The sequence below is a fragment of the Halomonas saccharevitans genome (assembly GCF_032333995.1).
GTDB classification, from domain to species: Bacteria; Pseudomonadota; Gammaproteobacteria; order Pseudomonadales; family Halomonadaceae; genus Halomonas; species Halomonas saccharevitans.
Map to the genome: position 1 here is coordinate 478,848 of NZ_JAVXUR010000001.1, position 20,032 is coordinate 498,879.

Consider the following 20,032-nt stretch of genomic DNA (forward strand, 5'->3'; position numbering starts at 1 on the left):
CACCACTACGACATGAGTCTTGCCAATGCACTTGCTGATGCAAGCGCGAAGCTCTAACGAACGATTCGAACCGTTGCCGACACTTCCATGCGTTGCATGGCGCGCCCAGCAGGACTCGAACCCGCAACCTACGGCTTAGAAGGCCGTTGCTCTATCCGGTTGAGCTATGGGCGCATAATACGTAACCGGGCGCCTGACCGCAACCCTTGGAGGAAAAATAAAACTTTCCAATCAACAGGTTGTGGTCGGGGTGGAGGGATTCGAACCCCCGACATCCTGCTCCCAAAGCAGGCGCGCTACCAGACTGCGCTACACCCCGCCGGCTCTTGCACGGCCTTGACGTCGCCGCAGGGGCCTCGTCAAGCGATGCGTATTCTACGTAACTTTAGCGGCGGGTCAAGCGACAACCGCAGCATTGCCGCCCCGCGCTTTGCCTGCGGGTCCCGGCATGCGAAAATCCCGCCCGAACATGGCGTGCACTCGCCACGCCCCACTCTCACCCCGAACCACCAGAGGGAAGCTCGATGACCGCCCAACTGATCGATGGCAAGTCCATTGCCGCCCGAGTCCGCCAGCAGGTCGCGCGCCAAGTGCAGGCGCGCCGCGAGGCCGGCGGGCGCATCCCGGGGCTTGCCGTGGTCCTGGTGGGCGAAGACGCCGCTTCCGCCGTCTACGTGCGTAACAAGCATCGCGCCTGCGAAGAGGCCGGCATCCTCTCGTTCAAGCACCAGCTTCCGGCAGATACCAGCCAGCATGAGCTGGAGCGCCTGGTCGACCAGCTCAACGACGACCCGCGCATCGACGGCATCCTGGTGCAGCTGCCGCTCCCCGAGCATCTCGACGCCCGACCGATCCTCGAACGCATCCTGCCCAACAAGGATGTCGACGGCTTCCACCCCTACAACCTCGGCCGCCTGGCGCAGCGCCTGCCGCTGCTGCGTCCCTGCACGCCCAAGGGCGTGATGACCCTGCTGCAGCAGAGTGGCCTCTCGGTGCGCGGGCTGGATGCCACCGTGGTCGGCGCCTCCAACATCGTCGGCCGCCCCATGTCGCTGGAGCTGATGCTTGCCGGCTGCACCACCACGGTCTGCCACCGCTTTACCGGCAATCTCGAGGAGCACGTGCGCCGCGCCGACCTGCTGGTGGTCGCGGTCGGCAAACCAGGGCTGGTCAAGGGCGAGTGGATCAAGCCCGGCGCCATCGTCATCGACGTGGGCATCAATCGCCAGGAAGACGGGCGCCTGATCGGCGACATCGACTTCGCCGCCGCCTCCGAGCGCGCCAGCTGGATCACCCCGGTACCCGGCGGCGTCGGCCCGATGACCGTGGCCACCCTGCTCGAGAACACCCTGCAGGCCGCCGACCTCCACGACGCCGCGGAATAGGACAAAAAGAGCCCCGCACTCAACAAGGGTTCTGGGTGGTGGGCGCGGTGCAAGCACCGCATCCACAATGCACCACACTGCGAATTCCGCTAGAATCGCTGATCCACTTTTTCCGACTCGCGAGGTCGTCCGATGACCGACAAGAAGATGAACGTCGAAAGCTTCAACCTCGACCACACCAAGGTGAAGGCCCCCTACATCCGCCTTGCCGACATCAAGACCGGCGAGCACGGCGACACCATCCACAAGTACGACATGCGGATCTGTCAGCCCAACCAGGACCACATGGACATGCCCGGGCTGCACTCGCTCGAGCACCTGATGGCCGAACTCTCGCGCAACCACTCCGACAAGGTCGTCGATATCAGCCCGATGGGCTGCCAGACCGGCTTCTACATCGCGATGATCAATCACGACGACTACGACGGCGTACTCGACCTGGTCGAGGGCACCCTCAAGGACGTGCTGGAGGCCACAGACGTACCCGCCTGCAACGAGATGCAGTGCGGCTGGGCCGCCAGCCATAGCCTGGAGGGCGCCCAGCAGATCGCCCGCGGCTTTTTGGCCAAGCGCAACGAGTGGGCGGACATTTTCGCATGAAGCGCATCGGCATCATCGGCGCCATGGCCCAGGAGGTCGAGCAGCTCGCCGCCCAGCTGGAGGATCGCCGCACCCGCCATCACGTCGGCTGCACCTTTCACCTCGGCAGGCTGCATGGCGTCGAGGTGGTGATCCTGCAGTCCGGGATCGGCAAGGTGAACGCCGCCATCGGCACCACCCTGCTGCTCGATGTCTATCATCCCGAGGCGATCATCAATACCGGCTCCGCCGGCGGCTTCGGTGAGGGGCTTGCGATCGGCGACGTGGTGGTCTCAAGCGAAGTCCGCCACCACGACGTCGATGCCGTGGTATTTGGCTACGAGCATGGTCAGGTGCCCAACATGCCGGCCGCCTACATGCCGGACGAGCGCCTGGTCAAGATCGCGCGGGAGTGCGTCGAGTCACTGGGCGAGGTCAAGGTCGTCGAGGGGCTGATCGCCACCGGCGATGTCTTCATGGCCTGCCCGGAGCTCGTCGCCACCACGCGCTCGCGTTTTCCCACCATGCTGGCCGCCGAGATGGAGGCCGCGGCGATCGCCCAGACCTGCCACCACTACGGCTGCCCCTTCGTGGTGATCCGCGCGCTGTCCGATATCGCCGGCGGCGGCGACAACCACCTCTCCTTCGAGCAGTTCCTGGAGCAGGCCGCCGACCATTCGATGCGCATGGTCACGGCCATGGTCGACCGCCTGGGCCAGCCCTGCCCCCAGGCGGAGCCCGTGGAGGGCTGAGCCATGCTCCTCCCGGCAGTCGGCTGGTCGCGAGCCATCGCCCTGTGCCTGCCGCTGCTGGTGGCGGGCTGCGCCACGCACCTTTCCACGACCGACGCGCCCGCCATCGCCCAGTCGGGGCCAGGCCCCGACGTCGGCTTCCAACGCCTCCCGCCGCGCCCCTATACGCCGCCCGGCTGGCCCGAGCCCCTCGAGGCCCGCGTGCTGCTGCCCGACACGCCTGCCGATGCGCTTCGCCCCGCCGCCCTGCTCGTCCACGGCGGCGGCTGGCAGCGGCGCACGCCCGACGACATGGAGGCGATCGCCGAGCGACTCGCCAGGCGCGGCTATGTCACGATCAACGTCGCCTACCGCTTCGCTCCCGAATACCGCTTTCCCGCCCAGCTGGATGACCTCGAGCAGGCCATGGACTGGATCCACGAGCAATCCGAGGCCTGGCGCATCGATACCGCGCGCATCGCCGGCGTCGGCTATTCCAGCGGCGCCCACCTGATCAGCCTGCTGGCCCTCTCAGGCGAGCAGGCAGGTGAACAGAGTCGACTAGCCGCGGTGCTGGCCGGCGGCCTGCCCAGCGATCTAATGAAGTTCGATGACGGCCGCCTGGTGGTCGAGTTCATCGGCGGCACCCGCGCCGAGAAACCCCAGGCCTATCGACAGGCCTCACCAATCAACCACGTCAATGCCGACGCGCCGCCCCACTTCCTCTTCCACGGCCGCTGGGACACCCTGGTCCCGGTGGATCACGCCACCGACTTCCATGCGGCTCTCAAGGCGCAGGGCGTTACGAGCGAGCTCTACCTGCAGCACTACCGCGGGCATTTCACCAGCTTCCTACTGCGCGACAGCGCCATCGAGGCCGGCATCGCCTTCCTGGATCGCCAGCTACACGACGAGTAAGCACTCTCCTGGCGAGCCCCAACGACGGCTCAAACGACGACGGCCGCCCCTCGGGGGCGGCCGTCGGCCTGTTACCTGAGCCGAGCGCCCGGCCTCAATCGACGAGCTTCCAACCGAGCGTCTCGCCGGCGGCGAGAGGCACGATGACCTGCCCGTCGGCATAGGGCAGCGTCTCGGGCAGCTGCCAGTCCTCCCGTTTAAGGGTCACGGTTTCGGCATTGCGGGGCAGGCCATAGAAATCCGGGCCGTGATGGCTGGCGAAGCCCTCCAGACGCTCCAGGGCGCCGACCTGCTCGAAGGCGGTGGCGTAGAGTTCCAGGGCCGCCGGGGCGCTGTAGGCGCCGGCACAGCCACAGGCGCTCTCCTTGTCGCCCCGGGCATGGGGTGCGCTGTCGGTGCCCAGGAAGAACTTGGGGCTACCCGAGGTCGCGGCCTCCAGCAGCGCCTGACGATGGCGCTCGCGCTTGAGGATCGGCAGGCAGTAGTAGTGCGGACGAATGCCGCCGACCAGCATGTGGTTGCGGTTGAACAGCAGGTGGTGAACGGTGACGGTGGCGGCCACGTTGGCCGGTGCGCTAGACACAAACGCCGCGGCCTCGGCGGTAGTGATGTGCTCGAACACCACCTTCAGAGTCGGGTGGCGCTCCAGCAGCGGCTTCATCACACGCTCGATGAACACCGCCTCGCGATCGAAGATGTCGATCTCGGCATCGGTCACCTCGCCATGCACGAGCAGTGGCATGCCCAGCCGCGCCATGGCGGCGATGGCTTCATCGCAATGCGCCAGATCGGTCACGCCGGAGGCTGAGTTGGTGGTCGCCCCGGCCGGATAGAGCTTCACGCCATGCACCAGGCCGCTCGCATGAGCCCGCTCGATCTCCTCGGCCGAGGTGGCGTCGGTGAGATAGAGCGTCATCAGCGGCTCGAAGCTCAACCCGGTGGGCAAGGCGGCCAGGATCCGCTCCCGGTAGGCCTGCGCCTGCTCGGTGGTGGTCACCGGCGGCTTGAGATTGGGCATGATGATCGCGCGGCCCATCTGGCGCGCGCTGGCGGCCACCACGGAAGAGAGCACCTCGTCGTCTCGCAGATGAAGGTGCCAGTCGTCCGGGCGGGTCAGGGTAATCGAGTTCACGGAAGGTCCTGTGTCGAGGGTCTGTTTCGAAAGTCTGTATCGAGGGTCTGTATCGAGAGCACCTGCCGCCTGAGACGGCAGGATGAAAATGGAGGCTGTCGGGGCTGTGCCAAACGAGCTGCGTCGAGCGGCAAGAAGCGCAGCCGCCAGTATATCGCAACCATCCCGCGTTCCCGAGGCCACGATGCGCTTGATGAGCTCGCCTGGCCTCTCGACCGACTACTGCCGGATAAGCTCTCCCACCCGGGAGGATTACCGCACGTCCTCACTTCGCGATAACACGCGGATACTTGGGCATCCGGCCACAGCGACTCTTCAAGCGACGCCGAATGCCGTATCATGTGTCCCCAGCCTGACAGGCCGCACCATTCGCGAGGACAGCATGCCCAAGGTAAGACACTACGCCGACATCGTCGCCATCCTGGCCGGTTTCATGTGGCTGGTGCTCTACTGGTCAGTCAGCATCTCGGCCCATCTGGGCAGCATTGAACCGTCGCTGGCCGCGCTGCTGATGGTGGGCAGTCTAATGCTGATCAGCTTCGTGCACCGCCCGATCCGCGTCCTGCTGGGGCGCTACCACGTCCGCAAGCGACGCACCGAGATGTGGATGCACATCCTCGCCCTCCCCCTGACTCTGGCCTTCCTGCTGGCCATCGTCATCGAACACCTGATCACGCCGATGAACGGCGAGCACAAGATGCTGCTATTCAATACGCTGGCCACGGCTGGCTGGCTGGTGTTCGTCGTCACCCTGCTCTTCAAGCTCGTGATCCACCTCATGCAGCAAAGGCGCAAGGAGAAGCGTTAACCTCCTTATTCGCCGCCGATCTTCGCCGTGCCAGCACGGCGATGAGTTGTCGACCGAACCCCACTAACGTCAGAACCGATCGGCCCGGAACGGCGCCATGTCGATATCGGTCGTCTCACCATCCATCAGCTGGCCAAGCAGGTGACCGGTCGCCGGACCCAGGGTGAAGCCCTGATGGCCATGGCCGAGGGCCAGCCACAGCCCTGACTGTCCCGGCGCGGGCCCGATCACCGGCTTCATGTCGGACGTACAGGGGCGTGCGCCCTTCCAAGGCTCGGCCTCAAGCCGTTCGCCCAGAGGGAGCAGCCACCGCGCCGCCTGTTCCGCCGCCTCCAGCTGGGCGAGGTGCGGCGGAGCATCGAGTCGCTCCAGCTCGGCACCGGTGGTCAACCGGATGCCGGCCTGCATGGGCGCCAACACGTAACCCACCTCGGCATCCATGACCCAGTGGCGCAACGGCTCGCTCCCCGCGTTGGCATAGTGCATGTGGTAACCCCGCTTGACGAACAGCGGTATCTCAAGCCCCAGGTCGCTCAACCATTCACGCGACCAGGGCCCCATGGCCATCACCAGCTGCTCGGCGTCGAGCTCCCCTTCGCTGGTGGATATCCGCCAGCCGCTGCCCTGGCGCGCGATGCCCGACACCTCGGCCTGCTGCACTCGCCCGCCTTCCGCCTCGAAGCTCTTGGCGTAGGCCTTAACCAGCTCACCGGGATCGGCGACCGTCCAGGGATCCTGCCAGTGGATGGCTCCCGCCAGCCCCTTGGCGAGACCAGGCTCGAAGGCGGCCAGCTCGGCGGCGTCCAGCACGCGGTGGCGCACGCCAAATCGCTGCTCGTCGTCACGGGCCGCTGCGGCCCGCGCTTCGAGCTCCGCCGCCGTGTGATAGACCTCGAGCCAACCTTCTTTGCGCACCAGTTGCTCGGCACCGGCGGCCTGCATCATCGGGGCATGCGCCTCCAGCGACAGCCCGATCAGCGAGGCGTATTCCGGCACGATCTTCTGGTAACGCTCCTTGGAGGAGTTATGCCAATAGCGCAGCAGCGGCCCGGCCGCCTGAAGCATGCCGCCGGGGCGATAGCGAATGTCCACCTGGCGGTTGGGCAGCACGCGCAGCAGCGTGGCGAGATCGCGCGGGAAGGGATAGGGGCGTACCGCCTCACGCTGGATGATGCCGGCGTTGCCGAACGAGGTCTCTCGACCGGGCTCACGGCGATCGACCAAGGTCACCGAGTGTCCGCGCCGGGCCAGGTGCCAGGCGACCGACACACCTACCATTCCAGCGCCCATCACCACAATCTCACGCGACATCGAGTCACTCCTTGTGAAAAATCCTTAGGCAATTCAATAGGATTGCATGTTCTGCCAGGCAAGGGAAAGCGATGAGCACGAGATCAGCGTGAGTCGCCCTCCTGCACGCTGAGCTTGGCACGAATGAAATCCGCGTGGCTGACGTGCAACAGCTCGGCCAGACGACGAATGCGATGCTCCTCGAGGTGGTGGCGCTCGCCATCGACCAGAGATAGCGACCACATCATGCGCACCAGCTCCCAGCGCTGATCGTAGTCGAAATGCTCCTTGATCATGCTGACGAACTGGTAGTGATCCACGGCCGACTCGGCTTCTTCCCGCGCCAGGCGCATCAGGTCGTCCAGATCCGTCTCCGCCAGGTCGAAACGTCGCTGCAACAGCTGGCGCAGCAGGGCCACTTCACTATCATCGAGGTGATAGTCGGCACGGGCCACCTCGAAGAGCAGCGCGGCCACGGCCAGCTCAAGGCTGTGAGCCGGCGGATTGGCCTCACCGCCGCCGGCAATGAAGTCGCTGAAGAAGCGCTGAATCGAATCCATCATCGCAGGCGGTCTCCCCGTCGTTCGTAGAGTCACTCAGTATGGCGCAGCGAATGGCCTCTTCCCACGGCGAAGTAGAGTAGACCGGCCGCCTTCACCGCGTCAGGCTCGAAGAGGTTGCGGCCATCGACCACCACCGGCGTGGCCAGCTGCTGCTTCAGCCAGGCGAAGTCCAGAGTGCGAAACTCCTTCCACTCGGTGCAGATCACCAGGGCATCTGCCCCTTTCACCGCCTGGATACGATCGCCCACCAGCACCAGGTCGTCACGCTCGCCGTAGATCCGGCGGCACTCCCGCATCGCCTCCGGGTCGTAAGCCTGCACACGGGCACCGGCGTCCCACAGCGCCTCCATCAGGGTGCGACTCGGGGCATCGCGCATGTCATCGGTATTGGGCTTGAAGGAAAGACCCCACAGCGCAATGGTCTTGCCGGCCAGGTCGCCATCGAAGGCCTGGCGGAGCTTGGCGAAGAGCGTCTGCTTCTGGCGCTGGTTCACCGACTCGACGGCAGTGAGCAGCTCCGCCCGATAGTCCACGTCGGCCGCCGTGCGCGCCAGGGCCTGCACGTCCTTGGGGAAACAGGAGCCGCCATAGCCGCAGCCCGGATAGATGAACTGATAGCCGATACGCGGATCGGAACCGATCCCGCGGCGCACCTGTTCCACGTCGGCACCCAGCCGCTCGGCCAGATTCGCGATCTCGTTCATGAAGCTGATCTTGGTCGCCAGCATCGCGTTGGCGGCGTACTTGGTCAGCTCGGCGGCCCGCACGTCCATGAACATCAGCTTTTCCTGCTGACGTATGTAGGGCGCGTAGCACTCGCGCATCAGCCCCTTCACCCGCTCTGACTCGGTGCCGACGACGATCCGCGCACCGTGGGTGAAGTCCTCGATAGCGGCCCCTTCCTTGAGAAACTCGGGGTTGGAGCAGACGTCAAAATCGAGGCGCTCGCCGCGGGCCTCGAGGGTCTTCGTCACCGTCTCGCGCACGCGATCTGCCGTGCCGACCGGCACCGTCGACTTATCGACAATCACCTTGTACTGGTTCATGTGACGGCCGATGGTCTCCGCCACCGCCAGCACGTACGTGAGATCGGCACTGCCATCTTCATCCGGCGGCGTACCCACGGCGATGAATTGCAAGGTCCCGAAGGCCACCGCCTCAGCCGAATCGGCCGTAAAGGAGAGGCGACCCGCCGATACGTTAGCCAGCACCATGCTCTCGAGCCCGGGCTCGTAGATGGGAATCTCCCCGGCCTCCAGGCGAGCAATCTTGTCGGCATCCACGTCCATGCACAGCACGTCATGCCCGACGTCAGCCAGGCAGGTGCCGGTGACCAGGCCCACGTATCCCGTTCCAAAAATGGTGATCTTCATTCCCTGTCTCCTGATCAGTCTCGATGTTCTGTTCTATCCAGTGGAAGCTGTGGTTGTGGGCAGTGCTTGTTCATGGCGATAAAAGGACGCCTGTCTACACCCCATAGAACTCGCGGTACCACGCCACGAACTTTCTCACGCCCTCCTCCACGCTGACCTCGGGGCGATACCCCGTCGCCTGGTAGAGCGCCTCGGTATCGGCCCAGGTGCGCGGCACATCGCCCGGCTGCATCGGCTGAAAATCACAGATCGCCTCGCGACCGATCGCGGCCTCGACCGCCCGAACGAAGGCCATCAGCGGCACTGGGCTGCCATGACCGATGTTGTAGAGCGCATAGGGCGCACTGGATGAATCAGGCGCCGAGTCACTGGACGGCCGCTGTGGATCGCCCTGAGGAATGACATCGAGCACTCGCACGACGCCCTCGACGATATCGTCGATGTAGGTGAAGTCTCGCTCCATGTTGCCATGGTTGTAGACCTGGATCGGCTCGCCGGCGAGAATCGCGCGGGTGAACTTGAACATCGCCATGTCGGGTCGCCCCCAGGGCCCGTAGACCGTAAAGAAGCGCAGCCCGGTCATCGGCACCCGATACAGATGCGCATAGGTATGCGCCATCAGCTCGTTAGCCTTCTTGGTCGCCGCATAGAGACTGATCGGGTGATCCACACCGTCCCCGGTGGCGAAGGGCACCTTCTCGTTCATGCCATACACCGAGCTCGACGACGCGTAGACCAGGTGCTCCACGCCCGCCTGCCGACAGCCCTCGAGCACGTTCAGATGCCCCACTAGATTACTGTCGGCGTAGACGTGCGGATTCTCCAGCGAGTAGCGCACCCCGGCCTGGGCCGCCAGGTGAATCACCCGATCGAAACGATGCTTGGCGAACAGTGCCGCCATGCCCTCGCGATCCGCCAGGTCCAGCTCGATGAACCGCACGCCGTCGCAGTCGGCAAGGTCATCGAGACGTGCCCGCTTGAGCGAGACATCGTAGTAGTCGTTGAGGTTATCAATGCCGACGATCTCATGACCCTGGCCGGCCCATCGCCTGGCCACGGCATGGCCGATGAAACCGGCCATGCCGGTAATTAAGATCTTCATGATGATTCCTTGAGTGGCGCCGAGCGGAATTGTAACGCAATCACTCCAACGCCGCGTCCCCGCCACTTGCCCAGCTCACTATGATAGCCTTGCGCAGATTTACAGCCACGAGAGCCCCATGGCCCCAAAACGTTTCGCCTTCGTTATCGAGGATCTGTACGGCGGCGGCGCCCAGAAGTCGCTGCTCTACACGGCCGATCAGCTGCGCCAGCGCGGCCACGACGTCATTGTTTACACGCTTCGCGAGCGCATCGAACACCGCCTGCCGGAAGGCCTCGAAATCGAGAACCTCGGCGTGGTAACGGCGCTTACCAAGGCCACCACCACGGTGCTTACTGAAAAGTGGCAGGCATCACGCATCGCCCGCGCCCTGAAACACTGGCGACCCGACGTGGTGATCTCCTGCTCCTGTGACAAGATCACCCGCCACCTCGATCACCCCAATCTCTACTTCTGGGTGAAGTCGGATGTCTCGGCCAAGTTCAGCGACCCACGACAGCGCGAGCGGGCCTTCGCGAAAGTACGCCGCTTCTACGGCGGCCGGCAGGTCATCGCCGTCTCAAAGGGCGTGAAAGAGAACCTGGAACGCGTGGTGGGCTTAAAGGCCAAGCGAATCCTCCCCATCTACAACCCCTACGAGCGCGAGCCCTTCGTGGCGATGGCGGAAGAGCCCGCCGCGCTGCCTGATGGAGACTTCTTTCTCTGCGTCGCCGCCCTGGAACCGCGAAAGCGCCATGACCGCCTGCTGCGCGCCTACGCCGAGAGCGGCGTCGTCACGCCACTCCTGATCATGGGTAAGGGCAAGCCCGAGCATGAAGCGGCAATCCACGAGCAGATCGTCGAGCTGGGCCTGAGCGATCGTGTGAGTGTGGCCGGCTATCATCACAACCCCTATCCCTGGATCGCCAACGCCAAGGCGATGATCCTGGCCTCCGACGCCGAGGGGCTACCGAGAGTGCTCATCGAGGCCCTGCTCCTGCACACGCCGGTAATCAGCGTTGACTGCCCCAGCGGCCCGAAGGAGATCCTGACCCAGGAACTCGCCGACTTCCTGGTGGCACCCGAGAACGAAAAGGGCCTGGCCGATGCGCTCGCTCGCATGGACCAGGCCCCAGTGAAGATCGATGAACGCCACTACCGGCAGTTCCTCAAGGAAAGCGTACTGCCCCAGTTCGAGGCCCTATGATCAAAGTGCTCCGCCATCAGGGCATGACGTGAAACTTCTCGAGCTCCCCTTCGATGATGTCCAGCACCGCTACCTGGTCTTTCACCCGAACGGCCTGCCGGATCGGCTGAGCCTCGTCAGTACCGCCACCACCCAGGCCTTCGAGGCCGTAGGCAGCAGTCGTTTCTATGTCTCGCAGGATCGGCGGATTCTCGCCAAGGTGGTGCCGGACAAGTTCGCCAGACGTCAGGCCCCGTTCAAGTGGCTGCTGAGGGACTACCTCGAGAAACGCTGCCTGGGCCAGTCCGACGCCCGCAAGGAGTATCTCAGCCTGCAGGTCCTGCGCCGTGCCGGCCTCGCCACCCCCCAGTGCCACGGCTGGGGGATATCGCTCGATCCCGGCAACCGCAACGGCTCGCTGTTGCTGATGGAGCACGTACAAAACGCACGGCCGGGCGGCGAGGTCTTCGACGAACTGGACGAGCCGGGGCGTCTCGTCTTCCTGGAGGTCTTCTGCCAGGAGGTGGCCCGGCTCGCCCACGCCGGCTACGTGCACCGCGACCTGCACTACAACAACCTGCTGGTCGACGCCGACGGCTCACTGATCTGGATCGATGCTCACGTTCGCCAGCTACCAACGAAACGCGCCGACCAGTGGCCGGCGCTGAAGCGATCGTTGACGGTTAACAAGCTCAGAGGCGAAGACAACCGTGACCATGTAGAGCAACGGCTTGAAACACTGTGGCTCAATGACCAGCAACATGATTCAACGAAAATTTTCAGGTAATCACGACCATGCAAGATATGCAGCCCACAGTGGCCATCATCATCCCCTGCTTCAATCGCTGGCCGCATATCCAGGAGGCCATCGAATCAGTACTCACACAGACTTGGTCGAATACTCAATGCATTGTCGTGGACGATGCCTCCACAGACGACAGTTTCGCCCGACTCAAGGAACATTATGAAACACATCCCAAAGTAACGATCCATCAATTGGAAAGTAACCAGGGGCAGTCAGCGGCTAGAAACCGCGGCGTCGAACTCAGTGATAGCGATTACATAGGTTTTCTGGATTCCGATGATCTTTTTGTGGACACGGCCGTAGCCAGCAGGATACAGCTGGCCAAGGACCATCCCAACTTCGAGGGCATCGTTTTTGGTGAAAAGGTAGATGAAACAACAAAACAGTCTCTTCTTCCCGGCAAAAAGCCACATGCAGAAAGTCTGATACTTTCTGAATATATTGAAAACATGGGCTGGCTGTGTACCAACAGTTTTATTATGAAACGAAAAGCTTTTATCGATCTCAACGGGTTTAATGAATCGCTTCGAAAAAAAGAAGATGTGGAGTTTTTCCTTCGGGCACTATCAATCCATGAAGCCCGCTATGCGAAAGGCGCGTGTTGCATGGTGAGAGATTTGGACACGCAAAGAGCGAGACATGACCATGAACGTATCATTGAGCAGGGACAACGTTTTATCGAAGCAGTCCAAACAATTCCAAAATTGTCTTGCACCTTGACTAAGGATCAAAAAAAGAAACTCGTGAGAGCCGACACCAAGTCTGCATTGCAATCGCTCTACCGAATGAAACAGAGTAGAAGATTTCGGCGCACCATGCGGGAAGCAATTACAGCCGGTAAAATTCGGCCAGACTTCCGCATGTTTAAACGCTACTTATTATCATTTTTTTGGTAGATTTCGACTCTCCATCAAAGAAAAAACTGATAGTTTTCTACAAAGTCTTACCCCGGATCTAGCGGTCCGGGACCGGTCTCGGGAAGACACTCGGCCAGTGCGGCTTTGACACGATCCAAAGCCTCCTGCCCCGAAATACCCTGCGTGACACTCTCCCACCACTCCCGGTGCACGGCCTTCACCGCCACGGGAACCGAGGGCAAACCGAGCCGCTGTGCCATGGCCAGTCGATGTAGCCCCCGGTTTATCTTGATGAGCCGGCCTTCGCGACTAACGGCGACCCCTAGCTGATCCTTTCCGCGACCGGCATCGAAACCGCGTGCCGCCATGTCGTCGAGAAAGCTTAGATACACACGCAGATAGGCCAAAATACGTGCTTGGCTGTCCAGCAACACGCCCTTCTGATGTGAGCGCCAGGGCTTCCCTGCCTCCAATTGCGACATGAAATGCTGGAACGACTCGCTGCAGGTCAGGTCGTTACGGTGTTCGTCCAGATCACTGATGAAACGGTAGCGAGACTTCAAGCGTAGGTCGTCACGGCGAAGGTCCCACTGACCGTCCCAGATGAAGGTCGTGGATGATGGACGGTGATGTTTGGGCACCCCGCGCCAATGAGTAATTCTGATCAGATCGAGAGGATTCACGTGGACCACGAGATTACTTCCCAGCTCCTTCTCGACCACCCGCCGCAGCAGACCGAACCTTTCCACTTGGGCGGCACCAGGCATACGGTGCAGCCACACACCAAACAACATCCTCTCCAAGGGGGTGGTTACCGCCGATTGGAATCTCTCGCGCACAGCCCACTGCAGACGAGTACGCTGAACGGGCCAGTACATCCGAGAATCCGTCAATGGAGCGAAAGCCAGGTCACCCCCGGGAGGCATAAGGATAGGTGGCTTCATGCATCACCATGTCGACTCTGATCAAGGAACTGTTTCGCCACCATCTCGGGCCGAAAGTCATCCAACCATCCCTTCTTGATGAGAGGCTTTTCGCCCTGTGCGGCCTTACGTATGCCCTCGGCCAGGCTCTCTTCGTCGTGGGGTACTACACAGCTCGCCAGCTCACCCTTCAGAATCTCACGAATGCCACCGGGGCAGTCCACGCTGAGCACTGGCGTGCCGCAGGCCAGCGCCTCGAAAAGCACAATACCCATGCCCTCAAAGCGCGAACTGAGCACGAACAGCCGAGCATGGTGCATCCATGGGTAGGGATTGGAACGTTGGCCTGCAAAGACAACACGCTCGGAGATGTCCAGCTCTTTGGCCAGAAGCTCTAGCCGGCCGCGCTCAGGACCATCGCCCACCAGCACCAATGGCAGGGTAATGCCGGAGCGGGCATAGGCCCGCAGCAGCAAAGCCTGGTCCTTTGCCGCAACCATTCTCGCCACATTGACGATATAGGGTGTCGCAGGAAGGCCTGCCTCTGGCTCGACCGCCTGCCGACGGATGCTCGCTATCGGGCAAGGGTTGGGGATCACAGAGATCGAGTTAGGCGTGAAATGCCAAGCCCGCACGGCCTCCTGCGCACTCTCAGCCACACCCTCTGAAACAGCCACCAGATCGCGGCAATGATAGAGGCAACGCGAAAATACCCTTCGCTGCCAGTTCGCGCCGTTCACATGCAGAATGTTTTCCAGCACGTAGCGCGCCCTATCGTCCCGGAAGGTCCAAACCAGCTCAAAGGTACCAATGCCACGAAATACGATACGATCCACGCGGCCATGGCGACGCTCAAAGGCCCTGAGCCATACCCGGAACACCACGCCTCCCATAAGGCCGGCACCGAGAAACAGCGAGCGTTTAATGATCGGATTCAGAAATAACCGAACCAGCTGTTCAAGTATCAGGCCCACTCCGGTTAGGCGAGTCCACCAGCGAAGCGCCAGATGATGCTGCTGTACGCCAGGGTGCTCCGGCGACAGCGCCTCCTTCACTCGTCGGAAGCTAAGCAGGTGACTCTCGTGCCCCGCCTGGGCGAAAGCATCCGCCAGGTTCACCGCCACTCGCTCCATACCACCCATCTTGAGCGAGCGAACTACCACCAGAGTGCGCATCCACCCTCCCATAAGTTAGCTGCATCAGGGCCGATGCCCCTAGTCTAAACGTGCTTGATAAAAATCACATTTTTTTAATTAATAAGCCCATACTAGGAGGCAGTCAATCTACGGCGACGGCGAATCTTGAATTTCTTGAATAGCAGTCGAATGCGTCTAGACCAAGGCAATGAAGATCTCAATGCTTTTTTATCGATGGGCCAAGGAGTATGGCGTGAGTACGCGATGAAGTCTGACTGGAGCGGGTGGACACATCCCCCATGCCATGGCTTCACAGCCCCGATGAAATGCACGATGCGCGGATGACGAATAGCAGCCTTCAGCTCAGATAAGTACGGGACAAGATGCTCATAGCGCTTCTCAACAGCCGCATAGGCGGTTGGCTGAAAGTTCCATTCTGGAGCAAGCCGTAACCAGCCGCCTTCAAGCACCCTATTCAAGGCATCCTGATCCGGATAACGAAAGTCATCTCCCTCTTTCTCTAGGCATGCCAAGGCCCTCTCTCCTACTTCGCTGCCACGCCATGCTGTCAGGTCAACGAGCATCACTCCCGAGTTAAAGTAGCTGTCAGGCAATATCCGGGAACGTCTGCTAGAGGGATTACATAGGTCCAAGGCTGCCGCAACAACATGCCCCTCCAGTGGCACAGACCAAAGTACGGAAAGATCACCGCGCACAAGAACATCACAGTCCAGATAGATGACACGCTCGCAGTCTTCAGGAAGGTAACGATGCATCATCAAAGGAAGTAACGCCGCAACACCAAAGCGGCCGGCTTTCACGCCCACCAGTTCATCTGCATCAACATCAATAACATGGAGAACTGCACCGATCCTCTCCACTGAATCTCTCAAGCTTCTCTTGGTTTCTTCGCGGAGGCCAGGGGTTAGCATAAAGAAGTTCAGGCATTCAGGGTCGCTCGTATTGGCAATGACAGAAGCCATCACTACGGCACCGTATCGAGCATAGTGTTCATCTGCACTAAGAACAATATTCATCGTGCCGCTCCTCTCGACATTTCAGACCCGTCAAACAGATAGAAGCTCACACCGACCCCGCCAACGATAATAAAGAAGTACATACCCGAATTAAAAATCAAATAAGATTCAAACAAGTTAATTATGAAGAAAAAAACCCAAGTTGTTAGCAGCCCCACTCCCCAATACCGCTGAACACGATCAAACAGCACAAGAGTACCTTTGAGGATCATCGAGGTTAGCAACCCCAATATCAACATCCCCAGAAAACCATACGCGAGCAAGATTTCTAGATAGGAATTGTGGAAATGACCATAGACTCGTTTTACCCATTCCGGGAAAGGTCCCTCATCCATCAACGGTGTGCGACTCCTCGCTCCCCATCCTGTCAGAGGCCGCTCCTGGACTCTCTCCCAACCATATACCCAACTATGAACACGATTACCAATACTGCTATATGGAACGTCATCAAGTTTACCGTCAAGAATGGACTGGACCACATTTACTTCATTTTCATCCGACAAGCGATTCTCAATGGTTGGCACAATCGAGTTCACTATTAAAACAAACGCGCCGACCAAGACAAAAAGTGGTAATAACAATCTCGGGCGAAACCAAGAGAGTGCCCCTTGTCTCAAGAGATTCACCAGCTTCACTACCAACAACCCCAGAAGTATCAAAGTCAAAGCCAATAATACCGCTCTTGTCTGGGTCACGACGACACCCACCAGACCAAGCAGTGTCAGTGTAAACGCCGCCCCCCACTCAACCTTGCTTCTCTCACAACACAGGCACCTGTAAAGCCAGCCCACCCCCACGATCAGCAAAAGCCCAAGAAAGAAAGCCGTATGCTGAGCGTTGGTATAACCGAAATCCACACGACTTCCTGAAAGACCAGCCATCCACTCCTCGACACTGGAGTTCATAAGTAAAGACACGACAATACCTGCCAGAAAAACCAACAACAGGTATTTGGCGGCTTTCACGACCCCCCGTAGCCACCAAGCAACTGCAATGCACAGGAATAACTTGGTCATGTGCCTGGCAGCTTTCAACTGTAAATCAGAAAACGCAGGAAAGCGATCTACCGCAAAGAAATGCACCCAGACCTGAAGCAGGACGAATGCAAGGAGAAGAAGAAAAACCCTGTTCCACTTGATCGCAGGATCAGGTTCCGAACACCACGCAATGACGAAGCAAAGGATAAAGACGGACTCTGCCGCACGTGAAAGGTCAAAACTAATCAGCCATGAAAAGGCATAAACAGACAAGGCCACCCAGCCTAACGCATGATTTTTCGCCCTCCACCCATTCCAAAACACTTGTCTACCAGATTCCATCTGCTAAAAAACCCCGCATCTAAACTCTCAATTCGATGTTAATGCAACAAGCCTAGCAACCAAGTCTTCATGCATATTCAAGCACTCATAGGATACCAGATATCACAACGACAGATAGAACAAGACGCACCATAAAACAGCTTGTTCTCGCCGCTTCGCCCACTACAGATAATTCAAGCAGATGTTGGGAATTGGAAGTTTCCGCATCAGCTCCTTGACCTTTTCTTGGATTTTAACAGAGATAAGAGCAGACATCGCCATGGAAAATCTGGTAACGAGTAGCTCTCCCTCCCATGGAGCGGTGATGGGACCCATTACTGTAGATTTTCGACGAGATGTGCTCCAAACCTGCTTTAACTTGGCAACGATAACTAGCCGAGCACTGGACCACCATTTGAGATGAAGTCATTAGCAGCGGCTCTCAGCGTAAATAAAATGGGAAGTCAACGAGACCCGTTCCCTGTCACGATGGTCTTCAGCGTCTTGAACACGATGAGGATATCCAGCCACAGAGAGAAGTGCTTGATGTAGTAGAAGTCATACATAAGCTTCTCGATCATTCCGTCCACCTCGGCGGCATAGCCCTGCTCCACCTGGGCCCAGCCGGAGATGCCCGGCCTCACCACATGCCGATAGCTGAAGAACGGCACATCCTGTTCATACCAAACCGACAAGGTCATCGACTCCGGCCTCGGCCCAATGAAACTCATCTCACCCTTGAGAACATTGAACAACTGGGGAAGCTCGTCGACGCGATACTTACGAAGCACCCTGCCAACCCGCGTGATGCGCGGATCATCATCACCCTCGGTAAACCCCCTGCCCTGCTGGTCGCAATGCATGCTGCGAAACTTGTAGACCTTGAAGGGTACGCCCCGATAGCCAAGACGCTCCTGCACGAACAACGCCGGACCCGGGCTGTCGCGGCGGATCCACCCCGCCACCACCAGCATCAGCGGCGACAACACGACCAGCAGCACCATGGCGACGATGAAATCGACCACGACCTTGAAGCCACGGTAGAAGCCTGATGGCAACAGGGCACCATATTCATTCTCCGAGAGGTGGGTGATCTCGACCCGCCCCGTGATCGACTCCTGAATCTGACGCGTGTGGTAGACGGGAATATGCGCCAAGGTGCAGCGCGCCAGGAACCGTTCCCACGTCGCGCATAGCTCGTCACTGTGCAGGTCGGCGACCACTCCGTCATAGCGCACGCCAGCAACAGCTGGGCCCTCGAGATGGCGTAGTTCGAACTGGCGAGTCGGCTTGAGCGACAGGGCCTTGCCCAGCGGCACCACCGCCAGTTTCAACTTGCGATACCGCCGCCCCGCGAAGTTGCCGGCAAAGAACCACACCAGGCTGCACAGGTAGCCGGTGAACAGCACCTGGCGCGTATATTCCTCACGCAAAAAGAACAGTGCCGCCACCGCCACGAGGTAATAGAAGGTGACCGTCGGAATGGTGTAGGCCACCATCTGGGCGCCCGGGTAGCGGTTTACGCGCCGCAGGGTGATCATGATGGCGAAGAAGGCCAAGACAATCGCCCACAGGGTGTTACTGCGGTAAGCAGGGAGCGCCTCCCAGAACCCCCAGCCCCAGCGATCCAGCGATGGGATGAGCAGCACCAGCGGCAGCCCCACCAGCAACTGGACAGGGATCCCCAGCATCAGCTGCTCGTACCAGCGGGAGTGCCGCCGCTCAAACTCGCCGGCTCTCTTACCCCGCATCCATGGAGCTCCTGTTGACCTGGCACTACTCCTGCTCACGACACCCCCTGGCTGGTCTGCTGGGCCAGCACCTGCTGATACTGCTGAATCACGATCTGCTCGTCGAAGCGCCGCTCGGCCAACTCACGGGACGCCTGCTGCATCGCAGCACGCTCCTGAGGAGATAGCGTCATGGCGGCTGACATGGCAGCCAACAATGCCTGCTCATCGCGTGGAGGCACCTGCCAGCCATTCTCACCGGGAACCACCACTTCCCGGCAGCCCGGCATGGTAGTGGTGATCAGAAGCTTGCCACAAGCTGCTGCCTCAATAAGGCTGCGCGGAATGCCTTCGGGGTAGTAGGAAGGCAGCACCACGACGTCAACTTCATGCAGAAGCGATGCCATGTCGTCCACATGGCCGAGATAGTCGGCACCCGGTGTAGCGTGCCACGCATCCAGTTCCGCTTCGCTGACGCCGCGCGTCTCAGCTGCCAGGCCACCGGCCAGCCAGCACTCAACACCGGAGTGTACCGCAAGCAGTGCGCGGGATGCCGCACAATACTCCCTGACGCCCTTGGCCGCCAGAAGCCGTGCTGCCATGAGGAACCGAAAGGGGCGCGGCTTAGCGCCGGTCTGCAGTGTCGGCGCAAAGCGTGCCAGATCGACACCGGAACCAGGAATCAGCGAGTAGCACCCTTCCCGCACCCAGCCGGCCCGCAAGAACGCCTCGCAGTCATCCGAGTTCTGGAAGAAGACGTGTGCCGCGCGCCGATAGAAGAACCCGGCGAGCGTGCGATAGAGCCTGCCCTTGGCACCCCCCAACTGAGAAGCATTCCCTACCCCTGATACGTTAGGGATGCAAGGCACCCTCATCAGCCAACAGGCCATCAGCGCGTAGAGGTTGGTTTTAGGGTTGAAACTGAACACTACCTCGGGCCGCGCGCGGCGCAGGCTGCGCCAGAGCGCTAAGAGCCCGCGGAGCTCCTTCAACGGGTGGGTGCCAGACGAATCCAGATAAAATGGATGCTGTGTCAGCCCAAGGGAATTCATGGCAGACACGGCACCGCCCTCCGGATAGTGCACGGAAACTTCATGAACTCCCGTAAAGGCCTGCAATGTCGAAAGACGAAAGTTACGAAGGTACCAGGCCGAGTTGGCGACAAAAGCCACACGCATGAAATCATATCCCTGTCAGCAT

At 60.5% G+C, this 20,032-nt stretch carries 19 protein-coding genes and 2 tRNA genes; 8 read left to right on the forward strand and 13 right to left on the reverse strand.

Going from position 1 to position 20,032, the window contains the following annotated elements; translation table 11 throughout:
* Positions 1–97 precede the first annotated feature (97 nt).
* Positions 98–174 (reverse strand) — tRNA-Arg (locus tag RSO68_RS02230).
* Positions 175–242: 68 nt separating this feature from the next.
* Positions 243–319 (reverse strand) — tRNA-Pro (locus tag RSO68_RS02235).
* A 205-nt stretch (positions 320–524) separates the two neighbouring features.
* On the opposite strand from RSO68_RS02235, the gene folD reads away from it, so the two are divergent.
* The 4 genes from folD (at position 525) to RSO68_RS02255 (ending at position 3,613) form a co-directional block, all read left to right on the forward strand.
* Positions 525–1,385: a bifunctional methylenetetrahydrofolate dehydrogenase/methenyltetrahydrofolate cyclohydrolase FolD gene (gene folD, locus RSO68_RS02240; protein ID WP_315585272.1), complete on the forward strand. Its 861-nt coding sequence runs from the start codon at positions 525–527 to the stop codon at positions 1,383–1,385.
* Between the two features lie 132 nt (positions 1,386–1,517).
* Entirely contained in the window at positions 1,518–1,985 is a 468-nt protein-coding gene (locus RSO68_RS02245; RefSeq protein WP_315585273.1) for an S-ribosylhomocysteine lyase, read from the forward strand.
* Positions 1,982–2,716, forward strand: coding sequence for a 5'-methylthioadenosine/S-adenosylhomocysteine nucleosidase (gene mtnN, locus RSO68_RS02250; protein ID WP_315585274.1), 735 nt, complete (start codon positions 1,982–1,984; stop codon positions 2,714–2,716). The genes RSO68_RS02245 and mtnN overlap by 4 nt, the downstream gene beginning before the upstream one ends.
* 3 nt (positions 2,717–2,719) lie before the next feature.
* Complete coding sequence (locus tag RSO68_RS02255; protein WP_315585275.1) at positions 2,720–3,613, forward strand: alpha/beta hydrolase; 894 nt, start codon at positions 2,720–2,722, stop codon at positions 3,611–3,613.
* 94 nt (positions 3,614–3,707) lie between these two features.
* On the opposite strand, the gene pyrC is transcribed toward RSO68_RS02255, so the two are convergent.
* Positions 3,708–4,745 (reverse strand): dihydroorotase, encoded by a 1,038-nt coding sequence (gene pyrC, locus RSO68_RS02260; protein WP_315585276.1) that lies wholly within the window; start codon positions 4,743–4,745, stop codon positions 3,708–3,710.
* A 382-nt stretch (positions 4,746–5,127) separates the two neighbouring features.
* On the opposite strand from pyrC, the gene RSO68_RS02265 reads away from it, so the two are divergent.
* Entirely contained in the window at positions 5,128–5,553 is a 426-nt protein-coding gene (locus RSO68_RS02265) for a hypothetical protein (protein WP_315585277.1), read from the forward strand.
* 69 nt (positions 5,554–5,622) lie between these two features.
* Here the strand turns inward: RSO68_RS02265 and RSO68_RS02270 are convergent, their stop codons facing one another.
* The 4 genes from RSO68_RS02270 to RSO68_RS02285 all read right to left on the reverse strand — a co-directional run bounded on the left by RSO68_RS02270 (position 5,623) and on the right by RSO68_RS02285 (position 9,881).
* Entirely contained in the window at positions 5,623–6,864 is a 1,242-nt protein-coding gene (locus RSO68_RS02270; RefSeq protein ID WP_315585278.1) for an NAD(P)/FAD-dependent oxidoreductase, read from the reverse strand.
* Between the two features lie 83 nt (positions 6,865–6,947).
* Positions 6,948–7,406: a tellurite resistance TerB family protein gene (locus tag RSO68_RS02275; protein WP_315585279.1), complete on the reverse strand. Its 459-nt coding sequence runs from the start codon at positions 7,404–7,406 to the stop codon at positions 6,948–6,950.
* 29 nt (positions 7,407–7,435) lie between these two features.
* A complete protein-coding gene (locus RSO68_RS02280; protein WP_315585280.1) occupies positions 7,436–8,779 on the reverse strand; it encodes a UDP-glucose dehydrogenase family protein in 1,344 nt (447 codons plus the stop codon).
* 94 nt (positions 8,780–8,873) lie between these two features.
* Entirely contained in the window at positions 8,874–9,881 is a 1,008-nt protein-coding gene (locus tag RSO68_RS02285) for an NAD-dependent epimerase (protein ID WP_315585281.1), read from the reverse strand.
* Positions 9,882–9,999: 118 nt separating this feature from the next.
* Between RSO68_RS02285 and RSO68_RS02290 the strand changes: the two genes are divergently transcribed.
* From RSO68_RS02290 to RSO68_RS02300, 3 genes are read left to right on the forward strand one after another with little or no spacing between them, the layout of a single operon-like run.
* Complete coding sequence (locus RSO68_RS02290; protein ID WP_315585282.1) at positions 10,000–11,067, forward strand: glycosyltransferase; 1,068 nt, start codon at positions 10,000–10,002, stop codon at positions 11,065–11,067.
* A gap of 28 nt (positions 11,068–11,095) precedes the next feature.
* On the forward strand, positions 11,096–11,833 hold the full coding sequence (locus RSO68_RS02295; protein ID WP_315585283.1) for a lipopolysaccharide kinase InaA family protein: 738 nt from the start codon (positions 11,096–11,098) through the stop codon (positions 11,831–11,833).
* Positions 11,834–11,841: 8 nt separating this feature from the next.
* The gene (locus RSO68_RS02300; RefSeq protein WP_315585284.1) at positions 11,842–12,747 is read left to right on the forward strand and encodes a glycosyltransferase family 2 protein; all 906 of its coding nucleotides are present in this window, start codon (positions 11,842–11,844) and stop codon (positions 12,745–12,747) included.
* A gap of 47 nt (positions 12,748–12,794) precedes the next feature.
* Here the strand turns inward: RSO68_RS02300 and RSO68_RS02305 are convergent, their stop codons facing one another.
* The 6 genes from RSO68_RS02305 to RSO68_RS02330 all read right to left on the reverse strand — a co-directional run bounded on the left by RSO68_RS02305 (position 12,795) and on the right by RSO68_RS02330 (position 20,010).
* Positions 12,795–13,502 (reverse strand): hypothetical protein, encoded by a 708-nt coding sequence (locus RSO68_RS02305; protein WP_315585285.1) that lies wholly within the window; start codon positions 13,500–13,502, stop codon positions 12,795–12,797.
* Between the two features lie 146 nt (positions 13,503–13,648).
* Positions 13,649–14,806 carry a glycosyltransferase gene (locus RSO68_RS02310; protein WP_315585286.1) on the reverse strand — a complete coding sequence of 386 codons (1,158 nt, stop codon included), beginning with the start codon at positions 14,804–14,806 and terminating at the stop codon, positions 13,649–13,651.
* 92 nt (positions 14,807–14,898) lie between these two features.
* Entirely contained in the window at positions 14,899–15,804 is a 906-nt protein-coding gene (locus RSO68_RS02315; RefSeq protein WP_315585287.1) for a glycosyltransferase family 8 protein, read from the reverse strand.
* Complete coding sequence (locus RSO68_RS02320; protein WP_315585288.1) at positions 15,801–17,123, reverse strand: O-antigen ligase family protein; 1,323 nt, start codon at positions 17,121–17,123, stop codon at positions 15,801–15,803. Before RSO68_RS02320 ends, RSO68_RS02315 begins: the two co-directional genes overlap by 4 nt.
* A 443-nt stretch (positions 17,124–17,566) precedes the next feature.
* Positions 17,567–18,853 (reverse strand): sugar transferase, encoded by a 1,287-nt coding sequence (locus tag RSO68_RS02325; protein ID WP_315585289.1) that lies wholly within the window; start codon positions 18,851–18,853, stop codon positions 17,567–17,569.
* A 35-nt stretch (positions 18,854–18,888) separates the two neighbouring features.
* On the reverse strand, positions 18,889–20,010 hold the full coding sequence (locus tag RSO68_RS02330) for a glycosyltransferase family 4 protein (protein ID WP_315585290.1): 1,122 nt from the start codon (positions 20,008–20,010) through the stop codon (positions 18,889–18,891).
* Positions 20,011–20,032 lie beyond the last annotated feature (22 nt).